The organism is Seonamhaeicola sp. ABD4_175 (assembly GCF_056160885.1).
This window is the reverse complement of the sequence record NZ_JBSWYC010000004.1, coordinates 31,834-47,145: the sequence shown is the minus strand read 5'-3', so window position 1 is coordinate 47,145 and position 15,312 is coordinate 31,834. Positions and strand designations below refer to the sequence as shown.

Below are 15,312 nucleotides of genomic sequence, written 5' to 3'. Positions count from 1 at the left end.
TTGTTTTAAAAAACCAGTTCCATTTTAATATCGCTACGTTTGTAAGGCGAGTTAGGTTCAACAGGAATTTCAACAAAGCCAAATTTTCTGTAAATATAAATGGCGTTTTCAAGTTTTGTGTTAGAGTAGAGTATAAGTTTTGGTAATTTCATAGTATGCTTTGCATAATAAATACAATGCTCTAATAGTTTCTGGCCAATTTTTAAACCTCTATGTTTAGTAGATACGGCCATTTTTGTGAGTTCAAAAACTCCGCCGTCATTAATGGGCATTAAAGCCACAGTACCAACAATGGTATTGTTTAGTTTAGCAAAAAAAATATGTCCGCCTTTATTTATAATGTATGTTTCAGGGTTACTTAAAACAGTTTCGTCATAGGGTTCAACAACAAAAAATGTTTTTAGCCATTCAATATTTAAATCATAAAATGGAGAGGTGTAATCTGGTTTAAAGGTGTCAAATTTAATGTCCATTGGCTTTTATAAAATCTGTAATTAAATAGGCTATTAGTTTACCAATTTGCTGTTGGTTTTTCTTTTTTGGCAAAGCCTCGCAAATATGTAAATAAGTAGCATTTTGGTGTTTAGCAAAATAGCTTACAAATTTTCTAGTTTTATTAGGGCTAAATCCGCTTGGTGTCATGGCGCTACTAGTTATATTTTCAATAGCATTACAATCAATTTCAATACCAAAATTATACTTGCTTATGTGGTTTAAAGCGCGTTCCATTTCGGGTTTAAACTTATGTGTGTTGTTTACTTCTATACTTTCAAAAGTGTTATATTTAACTGCTTTCACCATATTTAAAGACGTTAAAACAGCCTCTGGTGTATAGTTTTCATGCAAACCAAAAACAAAGTATTTTTTTAAAAAGCCTTCCGCGTATGCGTAACTAAATCCGTTGCCACTATGCCTTCCTTTATCAAATCTAAAATTTGAGTGTGCATCAAAATTTATGGCGTTTATAGGGGCGTTCAAAGCCAAAGCAGAGCCTTTAATATTACCATAAGCATTGTTATGGCCGCCACCAATAATAATGGGCTTTTTACCCGCTTTAATAATAGTGTGTACTACATGTGTAACGGCTTTATCTATAACACTCACTATATTTCGGGCTTTTTTAATATTAGCTTGTGTTTTGTTTTCTAGAGGTAAGTCTTCAATAAAGTTTAAATGCCCCAAAATTAAAACGCGTTCTGGCTTTGTAAAACTGTTACTTTGTATGTTAAGTAAAGCCTTTAAAGTAGCTTCCCAAGCTTTGTGAGTTCCTGTGTTTCCGTAGTTAGCATAAACGCCAACAGATTCACAAACTCCAAAAATAACATACGAAACATCTAAATTTAACAGTTGTTCGTATATATTAGAAATGCTTGAAAGTAATTTAATATGTTGTCCAAATTTAGATTCGCCTAAACGCTTATTTATAAGTTTGTTTTTAGTAACGCTATCTAATAAAACAAGTTTATCCATTTGGTGTAAATTTTTATAAAAATACATTAAATAATTATTTAAAAGCATTACATTGAAGACAATAAAATAAACTTAAATTTTACATTAAAAAACACATAACTATGGAAGGAAATAAAAGTAACACAGGGCTTAAGGTGGCGTTAGGTATTGCTTTTGCTTTATTTTTAGGACTTGGTTTTTATACCATGAATTTAATGAATGAAAGCAAGCAAACTAAAAATGATTTAATGGCAGAAAAACAGCTAGTAATGAATGATTTAGATGCTATGGCAAAACAATATGACGAGGCTATAGGTGAAAATAAAACAACAAATAAAAATTTAATTGATGCCAGAGAACGCATACAAGGATTAATAGACTCTTTAAAAATTTCTGAAACTAACGTAAGAAGTTTATGGCGTTATAAAAAGAAATACTTATCGTTACAAAAAGAAATGGATGTATTATTAGCGCAAAACGATTCTTTACGTGTTGAAAATAGCTATTTAGCATCATCTTTAGATAGTACACGTGTAAGGTTAGAAGAGCGTACAATGTTTACAGACTCGTTATTAGTGCAAAATACCGCATTAGCCGAAGTTGTTGAAAATGCTGCAATATTAGGTACAGTTGGTTTAAAAGGCTTTGGTGTTATTGAAAGAACTTCAGGAAAATTAATACCTACAGAAAGAGCCGGTAGAACCGATAAAATTAGAGTATGTTTTACCGTAGCTAAAAATAATTTAGTTCAGGCCGGAGACCAAGAGCTTTACATACAAGTAATAGATCCGGGAAGCAATATTTTAGGTTTAAACAAACAAGTACAGTTTGATGGTCAATCTTTAAACTACAGTACTATTAGCAAGTTTAATTATGAAAACGCAAACTTAAATATATGTGAGTTTGTGGTTAAAGCAGATGAAGATTTTGAAAAAGGACGTTATATTGTTAACGTATACAATGAAAAAGATTTAGTTTCAACTACAGAATTTACGCTAAAGTAAATTAATATAACACTTAAAGTAAAGCCCCTAGTTTTCTGCTAGGGGCTTTTTAATTTTACAATTAAACAAGTTTATTGGCAAATAGTAAGGAAATAATTGCGTTAAATTAATAAAGGGTTTAACTTAGTTTAACCAATTTACCCTAATAAAATTTTAATGCATCGCAATTTTCATTTTTTAAACAAACTCGGTAATATATCTGAAGAAACATTTTTAGAAATAGCCAACATTACAGATTTTAAACGATTAAAATCTGGCACCCAACTTATAAAACTAGGCGAGGTACCCACAAAACTTTATTTTTTAGTTGATGGTGTTGTAAGGTGTTATGTAACCACCGAAAAAGGAAAAGAATTTAACAAATCATTCTACTTGCCAAACCATTTTGTGGCATCTTTAACAGCGTTGGTAACCAATAAACCATCTGCTTTTGTATTTGAAACACTTACAGATTGTAAAATTTATGAAGTAGATTATCATAAAATTAAAGACATATGTAAAACCAATTTAGCCTTAAGTAATTTAAACGCCACTATTTTAGAGTACGTATATATAAATTATGAAAAACGTTTGTTAAACTTAATAACACTAGATGCTACCGAAAGATACTTGGCTTTGCGTAAAGAAATACCAGATTTAGAAAATACTATTCCGCAATATCATATTGCATCTTATTTAGGAATAACACCCGTACAATTAAGCCGTATTAGAAAAAAAATTGATGTACGTTAACATTTGTTAACAATTAAAAACATCAATAATAATATATTTGAGAACATATTCCTTGTAAACATTGTAATTTATGTAAGGATTGATAGCTAACTAACCAAAAAAAACCAGGTAATATTGTTTTACCTGGTTTTTTGTTATTTATTATGTTGGTATTTATTTTAAGCTACCAACCATATCTTTAGGGTTAACCCATTCATCATATTCTTCAGCAGTAACATAACCTAAATTAATGGCTTCTTCTTTTAAAGTTGTACCATTTTTATGAGCAGTGTTAGCTATTTCAGCAGCTTTATAATAACCTATTTTAGTATTTAAAGCAGTTACAAGCATTAATGAATTGTTAAGTAATTTTTCAATTACAGCGTGGTTTGGTTCAATACCAACAGCACAATTAACATCAAAACTAACACAAGCATCACCAATTAATTGAGCCGACTGTAAAACGTTTGCTGCCATTACAGGTTTAAATACGTTTAATTCATAATGGCCTTGTGTACCGCCTACAGTTACCGTAACATCATTACCAAAAACTTGTGCGCAAACCATGGTCATAGCCTCACACTGTGTTGGGTTTACTTTTCCTGGCATTATTGAACTACCAGGCTCATTTGCAGGAATAATAATTTCACCTATACCACTTCTTGGGCCAGAAGCCATCATTCTAATATCATTAGCAATTTTGTTTAAAGAAACAGCTAATTGCTTTAAAGCGCCGTGTGTTTCAACCAAGGCATCATGAGCAGCCAAAGCTTCAAACTTATTTGGTGCAGTAACAAAAGGTAAATTGGTAAATTTAGCAATGTATTCAGCTACACGTTTATCATAACCTTTAGGTGTATTAAGCCCCGTACCAACAGCTGTACCTCCTAATGCAAGCTCACTTAAATGTGGTAGCGTGTTTTCTAAAGCCTTAATACCGTGATCTAACTGTGCTACGTAACCAGATAATTCTTGCCCTAATGTTAATGGTGTAGCATCCATAAGGTGTGTTCTACCTATTTTTACAACATCTTTAAATGCTTTAGATTTTTTGTCTAACGTGTTTCTAAGTTGTTTAACACCAGGAATAGTAACTTCAACTATTTTTTTATAGGCTGCAATGTGCATACCAGTAGGGAAAGTGTCGTTTGATGATTGCGATTTGTTTACATCATCATTTGGCTGAATGGTTTTATCGCCTTCGCCAATAGTTTTTCCAGCCAATTGGTGCGCTCTGTTAGCAATAACTTCGTTTACATTCATATTGCTTTGTGTACCAGAACCCGTTTGCCAAACAACTAATGGAAATTGATTATCATGTTTTCCTTCTAAAATTTCATCACAAACTTGGGCAATTAAATCGCGCTTTTCAATAGCCAAAACGCCTAATTCACAGTTGGTGTAAGCTGCGGCTTTTTTCAAATATGCAAATCCGTAAACAACTTCTAGTGGCATTGATGCAGCCGGACCAATTTTAAAGTTATTTCTAGATCGTTCTGTTTGTGCACCCCAAAGTTTATCGGCAGGTACTTTTACCTCGCCCATGGTGTCTTTTTCTATTCTGAAACTCATGTTTAATACGTTTTAATTGTATTACACAAATTTACAGTTTACTAATTTTTTATCTATGATATTTGTTATTTTTTTTAACAGATATATAACAGTAATTTTTTTTTAAACATTTTAAAATCTACTAATTTAGTAGGAAATAAAAAACATTATAAAATTTACATATTATGGCAACAATAAGATTAGGAGATGAAGCTCCAAACTTTACAGCACAGTCTACTGAAGGTGATATAAATTTTCATGAATGGTTAGGTGATAGTTGGGGGGTGTTATTTTCACACCCATCAGATTATACACCTGTTTGTACTACTGAACTTGGTACTGTAGCAAAATATAAAGATGAATTTGATAAGCGAAACACTAAAGTAGTAGCTTTAAGTGTTGATGGTTTAGAGTCTCACAAAGGTTGGGTAAATGATATTAATGAAACCCAAAACACCACGGTTAATTTTCCTATAATTGCAGATGAAGACAAAAAAGTATCTGAACTTTATGATATGATTCACCCAAATGCCGATAGTAATTTAACAGTGCGTTCTGTTTTTATTATTGGTGATGATAAAAAAGTGAAATTAATTATAACGTATCCGGCTTCAACTGGTAGAAATTTTGATGAATTGCTACGTGTTATAGATTCTTTACAGCTTACAGCATACCATAAAGTAGCAACACCAGCCAACTGGAATCATGGTGATGATGTGGTTGTTAGTCCTGCAATTTCAACTGAAGATGCTAAAACTATTTTCACAAAAGGTGTCAATGAAGTAAAACCTTATTTACGCATGACGCCACAACCTAATTTAAACTAGTTGAAAACTCTGTTAATAAATTTAAAAACTATATTGTATAAGAATTAGCTTTGCATTATCTTTGCGCTAGTTTATTAAAAGAGAACTTACAATTATGTTTGAATTTGACCAATATTTAGGATTTTTAGCTTTTTTAACCATTTTAACAATAGGTTTTTGGTTAATGATATTTTTATTAACGTTTGTAATTCCTTACTGGATTTTTGGATCTTCAATTGAAAGATTAAAAGAAATTAGAGAGGAAAAGAAAGCTAAACGTGCTCAAGCATAATTTCTAAAAAATATAAAATAAAAAAGGAAGCTAAACAGCTTCCTTTTTTTGTGCTTAATTGTGGCATTACATTTCCATGCCATCGCCACCGCCCTCATAATCACCATTACGCTCGCGTTTTTTCTGCTGGTTAAATCTGTAAGTAAATGATACGTTGTAAATGGTACCACCTCTAAATTGTATTTCTTGGTATGCTGTAAAAGTATCGGCAGTAATATTGTTTCTAGAGTAACCACTGTTAAAAACGTCTCTTACATTAAAAGCTATAGATGCTTTATCATTAAATAAATCTTTACTAAGCGCTTGGTTTACTGAAAACACACCATCTCTGTCGTTTTGGTTATCAGAGGTTGGCCCACGGTAATTTGCCATGGTTTGCCAATCTATATCAAAAGGAAGCGTTACTTTATTTGAAATTCTTCCACGCCATGTAAAATTATCGGCACCTAAATCTATGCCTTCAAAACTACCTTCTCTTTCAAATTTAAAAAAGTTTACATCGGTATTAATGCGCCATTTTCTAGACGGACTGTAATTAATATTCAATTCAACACCATAACTATCGTCTGTAGCCACATTTACAGGGCTTCTTTGTATAACAGGAAATGCTTCATTGCCAACCATGGCTGTTTCACCAGTTTCTCTACTAACAAAAGCCATTACATCGGTAGCGTGTGCATAATATACTGCCGAACTTAGTGTAATGTTACCAAACCTATTTAAATAACCAATTTCATATTTGCTGGTGTAAGTTGGATCTAAATCTGGGTTCCCTTGAAATACATTTGTAATACTTGAGCGTGAGGGGAACGGGTTTAACATAAAACCACGTGGTCTTCTTAATCGGCGGTTATAACCTAAGGTAATACTTTCGTCATCACTTAATTCTAAATTTATATTTAACGTTGGAAATAAGCCTGTTAGATTTTTTCGTTTAAAATCGCCCGTGGTGGGTTGGTCTAGGGTAGTGCGTGTGTTTTCTAACCTTAAGCCTAATAAATAGGAAACTTTGTTTATTTTGCTACCATATTGTGCATATGCTGCCATTAAATATTGTTTGAAGTTGAATATGTTTGATAAATCTGTATTTACTTCAAATTCATTGGTGTTAGGGTTTAATAATTCAACATTATAATCGGTTGAAGTATTATTGAAATCACCACGAACACCCACTTCAATTTGGCTCATGTCTCCAATTGGTAATACGTAATCAGACCGTAAAAGAATTTTAGATTCCTTTTCAATATTCTCTAAAATATCAGTATCTGTACCGTTAAAGTTTATTAATGAAAACTCGTTATCATCATTATCTTCATACTGAAAATCTAACGTAAATTTATGATCGGTTTTCTCAAAATCTTTGCTAAAATTTAAAGCATATTGAATGGTTTTTCTATCACCATCTTCCGGATCTAACCTAATATCAGTGGTTGTGGTATTATTTATTTTATCAAACTGAATCATACGGTTTACAGAGTTGTTTTCATTGTTGTTATTTCTGTAAACTAAAGATGTGGTAATAGAAGCAGTTTCGTTTACATACCACTCAACCCCGGCATTTGTTGTTATGCCATTATTTATTCTGGTAAAATCGCGTCTTTCATTTAAATCGGGTGTGTTAATATCAAAATACTCAACATCGTTATACCAGCGGCCGGGTCTTTCATTGTATCTGTAGGATGTGGTATTAAAAAAGTTTAAATCGCCTGTTCTGTAATTTATATTACCCGAAATTCCAGCGGCTTTTGGGTGGCCACCATTTACTGTAACAGAACCGTTTAGTCCTTGTAGTTTACTGCGGCGTAAAATAATATTTAAAATACCGGCAGTACCTTCGGCTTCATATCTTGCTGAAGGCGATGTGATAACTTCAACTTTTTCAATGGCATCGGCAGGTAATTGTTGTAAAGCGTCTGATGAGTTTAAACCTACTAATCCCGAAGGTTTCCCATTTATAAGTATGCGCACGTTATCATTGCCACGAAGTGCTATACCACCTTCGGCATCAACAGATACAGAGGGCACATTATCTAAAACATCACTAACGCTGCCACCGCTAACGGTTAAATCTTTACCAACGTTGTATATTTTTTTATCTAACTTTATTTCAACGGTTGTTTTTTCTGCTATAATTTCAACTTCACCTAAAGAAGCAATATCAATATCTAAATAAATAGTACCTAAGTTTTGCGCTTTGAATATATTTTTATTGTACAGCTTTTGTGTTTTGTATGAAATATATTCAATAGTAATATCATAAGTGCCTTGTGGTACAGGAATACTAAAACTACCGTTAATATCTGTAATACCACCAGTTACAACCTTATTAGCTTTTTTACTAAAAAATGAAACAGTAGCATATTCTAGCGGGTCATTGGTTTCTTTGTCTAAAACTTTACCTGTAACAGTAACATCTTTTAGAGCTAATGTAGCTGAAGTTTCTTGTGGTTTGGGTTGTGCAGTTGAAAGGGTAATACAGGCGAATAAAAAAAAGAGCGTAAAAATTTTGTACATAATTATAGTTTAGACTTAAGACTCCAAAAATATAATTAGGTAAAACCGCTTTTAGTTAAAGTTGTGCTAAATTAAAGGTTGAAATGTTAAATTATGTCTTTAATTTTCTCTGGCGGCCTGCCAATAACAGCTTTTTTATTGTTTATAACTATGGGTCTTTCAATAAGTTTTGGGTTGTTTACCATAGCTAAAATAATGTCGTCATCCGATAAGTCTTTCCCTTTAAAATCTGTTTTCCAAATAGTTTCGTTTTTTCTAACAAGATTAATAGGGGCAATGTCTAACAGCTTAATAATAGCTTTTAATTCGGCTTCAGTAGGCGTGTTTTCTAAATATTTTACAACTTCAAAATCTTTACCAGAAGCCTCTAAAATACCTAAGCCTTGTCTTGATTTGCTACAACGGTTATTGTGATATATTGTAATCATTTTTTAGCGTTTAAATGTTTATGTTGAATGTTTTTAATGCTGAAATAAGCTGTTCAGGATTTTTAAATTGAATGCCGTTAATACCTAATGTATTGGCAGCTTTAATATTTCGGGCGTTATCATCAATAAAAATGGCTTTTTCGGCTGTTATATTATAACGATTTAGCGTGGTAATGTAAATATCTTCAAAAGGTTTTCTTGTTTTTTCATCACCCGAAACAACAATACCTTCAAACCATTGTAAAAATTCAAATCTTTTTAATGCAATAGGAAAGGTTTCGTTACTCCAATTTGTTAACGCCACTACTTTGTATTGCTTGCTTTCAATTATTTTTTTTAGAATATCAACCGTTCCAGAAATGGCACCTCCTAACATCTCTTCCCAACGGCCGTAATAGATGCTTATTAAATTTTCATATTCTGGAAACATAGCTACCCTTTCTTCTGTAGCTTTCGCAATAGGGTAGCCGGCATCTTGGTTTTCATTCCAATCCATGGTGCAAATATTGTCAAAAAACCATTGCATTTTATCACGGTTGCCATTGAATTCATTTAGGTAAACGTACTCAGGGTTCCAATCTATAAGAACACCGCCTAAATCGAAAATAAAAGTATCTATTGGTTGCATGTTAAAGCTCGTTTGTGTTTTCTTCTTGCTGGCCCATCATCATTAAATAGGCTTTTAAAAAGGCATTGATATCGCCATTCATTACAGCATCTACATTGCCTGTTTCATGGGCGGTTCTTACATCTTTAACCAATTTATAAGGATGCATAACGTAGTTTCTAATTTGGCTTCCCCATTCAATTTTCATTTTACTGGCTTCAATATCATCACGCTGTGCACGTTGTTTTTCTAGTTCAATTTCATAAAGTTGTGAGCGTAGCATTTGCATAGCGCGTTCTCTATTATCGTGTTGCGAACGGGTTTCTGAACATTGAATTTGAATACCAGTTGGTTTGTGTAATAGCTGCACTTTTGTTTCAACCTTATTAACATTTTGCCCGCCCGCGCCACTAGAACGTGCGGTTGTAATTTCAATATCGGCCGGATTAATATCTATTTCAATAGTATCATCAACCAATGGGTATACGTAAACCGAAGCAAAACTTGTATGGCGTTTAGCGTTGCTATCAAAAGGTGAAATTCTTACCAATCTATGTACACCGTTTTCGCCTTTAAGCCAGCCAAAAGCAAAATCGCCATTAATTTCTAAAGTAACCGTTTTAATGCCAGCCACATCACCCTCTTGGTAGTTAAGTTCTTTAACTTTAAAACCTTCTTTTTCAGCATACATTAAGTACATGCGCATAAGCATACTGGCCCAATCACAACTTTCTGTACCACCAGCACCGGCGGTAATTTGTAAAACGGCACTTAGGCTATCGCCTTCGTCTGAAAGCATATTTCTAAACTCTGTATCTTCTAAATAGGCAGATACTTTGTTGAAGTTTTGTTCAACGTCGTCTAGTGGTGTTTCGCCTTCTTTGTAAAATTCATACAGAACTTCTAAATCTTCTATTTGCGTTTTTATGGTATTGTAATCTTCTACCCATTTCTTTTTTACTCTGAGCGATTTCATTACAATTTCTGCAGCTTTTGGGTCATCCCAAAAATTAGGGTCGAAGGTTTTTTCTTCTTCGTTTTGTATTTCAATTAGTTTCCTATCTATGTCAAAGATAGTGCCTTAGTTTGTCAAGGCGGGTGTTAAGATCTTTAATTTGATCTGAAGTAATCATAGTTTTAATATTTTGGGTAAAAATATAATTAATACTTAACAGGAAAAAACTTTAGATATTTTTTTAGTTTTATCTTTTTAATTTCTCAATGTAATGAAAATAGACCTAAGAAGTGATACCGTTACCAAACCAAGTGCCCAAATGCTTGATGCTATGATGCAAGCCTCTGTAGGCGACGATGTTTTTGGTGAAGATGAAACTATCAACCTTTTAGAGCAAAAGGTTGCTAATATGTTTGGTAAAGACGGTGCTTTGTTTTTTCCTAGCGGTACTATGGCCAACCAAACCGCTATTAAATTACACACGCAACCAGGTAATCAGGTTATTTGTGATACCTATGCGCATATTTATAATTATGAGTCTGGTGGTGCTGCATTTAATAGTGGTGTATCTTGTAAATTGTTACAAGGTAATAATGGTAGGTTTACAGCAGAACAGGTTGAAGCAGCTATTAATCCTGCCGATTATTGGTATGCCGAAACCCGCTTAGTAGCTATAGAAAATACTACTAATAAAGGTGGCGGTGCTTGTTGGGATTTTGCTGAAATTGAAAAAATTAAAAACCTGTGTGTAGACAAAAATTTAGGACTTCATTTAGATGGTGCCAGACTTTGGAATGCTTTAGTTGCTAAAAATGAAACCACCCAGCAATATGGTGAAGTTTTTAATACTATATCAGTTTGTTTAAGTAAAGGTTTGGGGTGCCCTGTAGGATCTGTTTTAGTTGGTGATGCTTCTATAATGAAAAATGCTCAAAGAATTCGTAAAGTTTTTGGCGGAAATATGAGGCAAGCAGGATATTTGGCTGCCGCAGGTATTTATGCTTTAGACAATAATATTAAGCGTTTAGCCCAAGATCATCAAAAAGCAAAAGATATTGGTGACATACTAAAAGGTTTATCAATCATAAAAAAAGTTGAGCCTATTGAAACCAATATTGTAATTTTTGAGCTAAACCCCGATGTTAACGAAACACATTTTTTAAATAAACTAACAGAACATAACATTCACATTATTAGCATGGGAAGCAATAAACTGCGTATGGTAACACATTTAGATTATACTAATGATATGCATGAAGTACTGTTAAAGATTTTAAAAAACACTAATTTTAACCAATAACTTTATTTAAACATATCCATACCCGGAATATTCGGTAAGCCTTCTTTGGCAGCAGCAGCAAGTTCAGCTTCGTTTATTTTAGAGGCTTTTTCAATAGCCTTATTAAGTGTTAAAACTAAGTAATCTTCAAGTTGTTCTTTGTCCTCAAGTAACGCATCGTCTATGTCTAAGCCTTTAATTTCTCTATTGGCTGTAATAGTCACTTTAAGTTTATTGTCTGTACTAGCTTCATCAATTAAAACGGTATCTAAACGTTTTCTTGTTTCTTCAACTTTTTTCTGGGTTTCTTTAAGTTTACCCATCATATTCATCATATCTCCAAACATATCGTATCAATTTTTTTATAAATACAAAACTATTTAATTTTATATTTGTGCGCTAAAATTTAACATTAATTTGAAAAAGACCATAACGCCACCAAAAGCAAAAAAAATACCCAAAAAACTTCAAGCACATAATGATGTTAGGGTAGACAACTATTTTTGGCTTAATAACAGAGAAGACCAAGCTGTAATAGATTATTTAGAAGCCGAAAATGACTACACAAACCGTATTTTAAAGCATACTGAAGCTTTTCAAAACACACTTTTTGAAGAAATGAAAGGCCGTATTAAAGAAGATGATGAAACTGTACCATATAAATTAAACGGCTATTGGTATATTACACGTTTTGAAAAAGATAAAGGTTACCCAATTTACACCCGTAAAAAGGGAACACTAAATGCCGAAGAAGAGGTATTGTTTGATTGTAATGAAATGGCCAAAAACCAAACGTATTTTAAGTTAGGCAGCATAGCTATTAGCCCAGATAATAAGCTAGCCGCTTTCACAACCGATTTGGTAAGTAGGCGTCAATATACTGTGCAAATAAAAAATTTAGAAACAGGCGAAATTTTAAAAGATACCATTAAAAACACCACTGGTAGCATAACCTGGGCAAATGACAATAAAACGCTTTTTTATGCTTTAAAAGACGCGGTAACACTACGTTCCCATAAAATATGCAAACATATTTTAGGAGCTCCTGTTAGTAATGATGTTGAAGTATTTTATGAAACTGATGATACCTTCAATACCTTCGTTTACAAAACAAAATCTAGAAAATACATTGTTATAGGTTCTTCAAGTACCTTGTCTACCGAGTATAGGTTTTTAAATGCCAATACGCCCGAGGCTGATTTCACAATATTTCAAGAAAGACAACCCGATTTAGAGTATAGTATTTCGCATTATAACAACGCCTTTTATATAATGGCAAACAATGATGGTGCTACCAATTTCAAACTTTTAAAAACACCCGAAACCGCCACAAATATTAATAATTGGGAAGAAGTTTTACCGCATAGAAACCACGTTTTGTTAGAGGATATTGAAATTTTTAAAGACTTTTTGGTGGTAAATGAACGTGAAAACGGTTTGAATAAATTACGTATCATGAGTTGGAATGGTGAAGAAGATTACTACTTGCCGTTTAACTCTGAAACCTACACCGCTTACATTGGCAGTAACCCAGATTTTGAAAGTAACACACTACGCTACGGTTTTAATGCTTTAAATACACCAAGTTCTGTAATTGATTATGATTTAGAAACTAAACAGAGCACTATAAAAAAAGAACAACAAGTATTGGGTGGTACATTTAATAAAGCCAATTATACAACAAAACGTGTATGGGTTACCGCACGCGATGGTGTTAAAGTACCCGTATCTTTAATATATAAAAATAATGTGGTTTTAAATGGCGAAAACCCCTTGTTGCAATATGCCTACGGATCGTATGGCGCTACCGTAGATCCGTCATTTTCTTCTATTCGTTTAAGTTTATTAGATCGTGGTTTTATTTATGCCATAGCACATATTAGAGGTAGTGAATATTTAGGACGAGACTGGTATGAAAACGGCAAATTGCTTACCAAAAAAAATACCTTTCATGATTTTATTGATGTATCTAAATATCTTATAGAAAACAAGTACACATCTAGCAAACATTTGTACGCTTACGGCGGGTCAGCAGGTGGTTTACTTATGGGGGCTGTAATGAATATGAATCCTGAATTGTATAATGGTGTTATTGCAGCTGTACCATTTGTTGATGTGGTTACTACCATGTTAGATGACACCATACCATTAACCACAGGCGAGTATGATGAGTGGGGCAACCCTAATGAAGAAACTTATTATCATTACATGAAATCATATTCACCCTATGATAATGTAGAAGCTAAAGCATACCCCAATGTATTAGTAACAACAGGTTTGCATGATTCGCAAGTACAATACTGGGAACCTGCAAAATGGGTAGCTAAGCTACGCGACTTAAAAACAGACCACAATATTTTACTATTACAAACCGATATGGAGGCGGGGCATGGTGGTGCTTCTGGCCGATTTGAAAGTTTAAAAGAAGTGGCCCTAGAATATGCTTTTTTATTAGATTTAGAAGGTATTAATGCTTAATTTAAAAAAAAAACTTATTTTTGTCAGGTTTTAAGTCGCGTTTTAATAATACATTGCGCCCTTTAAAAAGCATTTAATGAAACAAGACAGTAAGGTTTACAACAGTTTTTTAGACTTAATTGGCAACACCCCGCTTGTTAAGCTTAATAAAATAACCTCAGATTTTGAAGGTGATTTCTATGCAAAAATAGAATCTTTCAATCCGGGTCAATCATCTAAAGATAGAATAGCACTTTATATAATAGAGGAAGCCGAAAGAAAAGGTATTTTAAAACCAGGCGATACTATTATTGAAACTACATCAGGCAATACAGGTTTTAGTATAGCTATGGTTAGTATTATAAAAGGCTATGAGTGTGTATTAGCAGTAAGCTCTAAATCTTCACCAGATAAAATAGACATGCTAAAAACCATGGGCGCCAAAGTATATGTGTGTCCTGCGCACGTAAGTGCCGATGATCCTAGATCTTATTACGAGGTTGCAAAACGGTTACACCAAGAGCGTAAAGGCTCAGTGTACATTAACCAGTATTTTAATGAGTTAAATATTGATGCGCATTACCACTCTACAGGTCCTGAAATTTGGGAACAAACAGAAGGTAATATCACACATTTAGTGGCTTGTAGTGGTACGGGAGGTACTATTTCGGGTACAGCTAGGTATTTAAAAGAGCAAAACCCTAATATTAAAGTAATAGGTATTGATGCTTTTGGATCGGTTATAAAAAAATATCACGAAACACGTGAGTTTGATGAAAAAGAAATTTACCCTTACCGTATTGAAGGTTTAGGTAAAAATTTAATTCCTGCAGCTACAGATTTTGATGTTATTGATGAATTTGTAAAAGTAACAGACGAAGAAAGCGCGCACACTGCAAGAGAAATTGCCAGAACAGAAGGTATGTTTGTAGGCTATACATCAGGCGCTGTAGTACAAGGCTTAAAACAATTAGGAGAAGCAGGAACCTTTAAAAAAGGCGATAAAGTAGTGGTTATTTTTCCAGATCATGGTTCAAGATACATGAGTAAAGTTTACAGTGATAAATGGATGAATGATCAAGGATTTTTTGATAGTGTTAATGAAGAAACACTTGAAAAAGTTCAATATATAAAGTAAAAAATATACTTTTATATAAAAGAGATTGTATTTTGTTTAAAAGCAAAATTTAATCTCTTTTATTTTATAATAATTGCGTGCTAAAAATTATGTTCAAAACAATTAAATAATTAATTTTGCA

The 15,312-nt window shown here is 33.1% G+C and carries 15 protein-coding genes; 7 read left to right on the top strand and 8 right to left on the bottom strand.

All coding sequences use genetic code 11. The annotated features are described in order from the left end of the window. Positions 1-5 precede the first annotated feature (5 nt). Positions 6-473 carry a GNAT family N-acetyltransferase gene (locus ACXAG4_RS12850; protein ID WP_475296488.1) on the bottom strand — a complete coding sequence of 156 codons (468 nt, stop codon included), beginning with the start codon at positions 471-473 and terminating at the stop codon, positions 6-8. Then, the gene (locus ACXAG4_RS12845; RefSeq protein WP_475296487.1) at positions 463-1,470 is read right to left on the bottom strand and encodes a formimidoylglutamase; all 1,008 of its coding nucleotides are present in this window, start codon (positions 1,468-1,470) and stop codon (positions 463-465) included. Before ACXAG4_RS12845 ends, ACXAG4_RS12850 begins: the two co-directional genes overlap by 11 nt. A gap of 101 nt (positions 1,471-1,571) precedes the next feature. On the opposite strand from ACXAG4_RS12845, the gene ACXAG4_RS12840 reads away from it, so the two are divergent. Then, a complete protein-coding gene (locus tag ACXAG4_RS12840; RefSeq protein ID WP_475296486.1) occupies positions 1,572-2,453 on the top strand; it encodes a chromosome partitioning protein ParA in 882 nt (293 codons plus the stop codon). 156 nt (positions 2,454-2,609) lie between these two features. Further along, complete coding sequence (locus tag ACXAG4_RS12835) at positions 2,610-3,185, top strand: Crp/Fnr family transcriptional regulator (protein WP_475296485.1); 576 nt, start codon at positions 2,610-2,612, stop codon at positions 3,183-3,185. Between the two features lie 153 nt (positions 3,186-3,338). Here ACXAG4_RS12835 and fumC read toward each other — a convergent pair whose 3' ends face one another. Beyond that, on the bottom strand, positions 3,339-4,736 hold the full coding sequence (gene fumC, locus ACXAG4_RS12830) for a class II fumarate hydratase (RefSeq protein ID WP_475296484.1): 1,398 nt from the start codon (positions 4,734-4,736) through the stop codon (positions 3,339-3,341). A gap of 164 nt (positions 4,737-4,900) precedes the next feature. On the opposite strand from fumC, the gene ACXAG4_RS12825 reads away from it, so the two are divergent. Beyond that, entirely contained in the window at positions 4,901-5,542 is a 642-nt protein-coding gene (locus ACXAG4_RS12825) for a peroxiredoxin (protein ID WP_475296483.1), read from the top strand. Between the two features lie 94 nt (positions 5,543-5,636). Next, complete coding sequence (locus tag ACXAG4_RS12820) at positions 5,637-5,813, top strand: hypothetical protein (RefSeq protein WP_475296482.1); 177 nt, start codon at positions 5,637-5,639, stop codon at positions 5,811-5,813. Positions 5,814-5,879: 66 nt separating this feature from the next. Here the strand turns inward: ACXAG4_RS12820 and ACXAG4_RS12815 are convergent, their stop codons facing one another. From ACXAG4_RS12815 to prfB, 4 genes are all read right to left on the bottom strand, one after another. Further along, positions 5,880-8,327, bottom strand: coding sequence for a TonB-dependent receptor (locus tag ACXAG4_RS12815; RefSeq protein WP_475296481.1), 2,448 nt, complete (start codon positions 8,325-8,327; stop codon positions 5,880-5,882). Positions 8,328-8,413: 86 nt separating this feature from the next. Beyond that, complete coding sequence (gene arsC, locus ACXAG4_RS12810; protein WP_475296480.1) at positions 8,414-8,755, bottom strand: arsenate reductase (glutaredoxin); 342 nt, start codon at positions 8,753-8,755, stop codon at positions 8,414-8,416. 10 nt (positions 8,756-8,765) lie between these two features. Next, the gene (locus tag ACXAG4_RS12805; RefSeq protein ID WP_475296479.1) at positions 8,766-9,383 is read right to left on the bottom strand and encodes an HAD family hydrolase; all 618 of its coding nucleotides are present in this window, start codon (positions 9,381-9,383) and stop codon (positions 8,766-8,768) included. 1 nt (position 9,384) lies between these two features. Beyond that, positions 9,385-10,495 (bottom strand): peptide chain release factor 2 gene (prfB, locus tag ACXAG4_RS12800; RefSeq protein ID WP_475296478.1). Its coding sequence is split into 2 segments (ribosomal slippage): positions 9,385-10,431 and positions 10,433-10,495, totalling 1,110 coding nucleotides; the frame shifts between segments, so codons are not numbered across the junction. Between the two features lie 93 nt (positions 10,496-10,588). Between prfB and ACXAG4_RS12795 the strand changes: the two genes are divergently transcribed. Next, positions 10,589-11,617, top strand: a complete 1,029-nt coding sequence (locus ACXAG4_RS12795; protein WP_475296477.1) for a threonine aldolase family protein — start codon at positions 10,589-10,591, stop codon at positions 11,615-11,617. 2 nt (positions 11,618-11,619) lie between these two features. Here the strand turns inward: ACXAG4_RS12795 and ACXAG4_RS12790 are convergent, their stop codons facing one another. Further along, positions 11,620-11,943 (bottom strand): YbaB/EbfC family nucleoid-associated protein, encoded by a 324-nt coding sequence (locus ACXAG4_RS12790; protein ID WP_475296476.1) that lies wholly within the window; start codon positions 11,941-11,943, stop codon positions 11,620-11,622. 70 nt (positions 11,944-12,013) lie between these two features. Between ACXAG4_RS12790 and ACXAG4_RS12785 the strand changes: the two genes are divergently transcribed. Both ACXAG4_RS12785 and capA read left to right on the top strand, forming a co-directional pair. Further along, a complete protein-coding gene (locus tag ACXAG4_RS12785; RefSeq protein ID WP_475296475.1) occupies positions 12,014-14,074 on the top strand; it encodes a S9 family peptidase in 2,061 nt (686 codons plus the stop codon). 76 nt (positions 14,075-14,150) lie between these two features. Next, positions 14,151-15,191: a cysteate synthase gene (gene capA, locus ACXAG4_RS12780; protein ID WP_475296474.1), complete on the top strand. Its 1,041-nt coding sequence runs from the start codon at positions 14,151-14,153 to the stop codon at positions 15,189-15,191. Positions 15,192-15,312 lie beyond the last annotated feature (121 nt).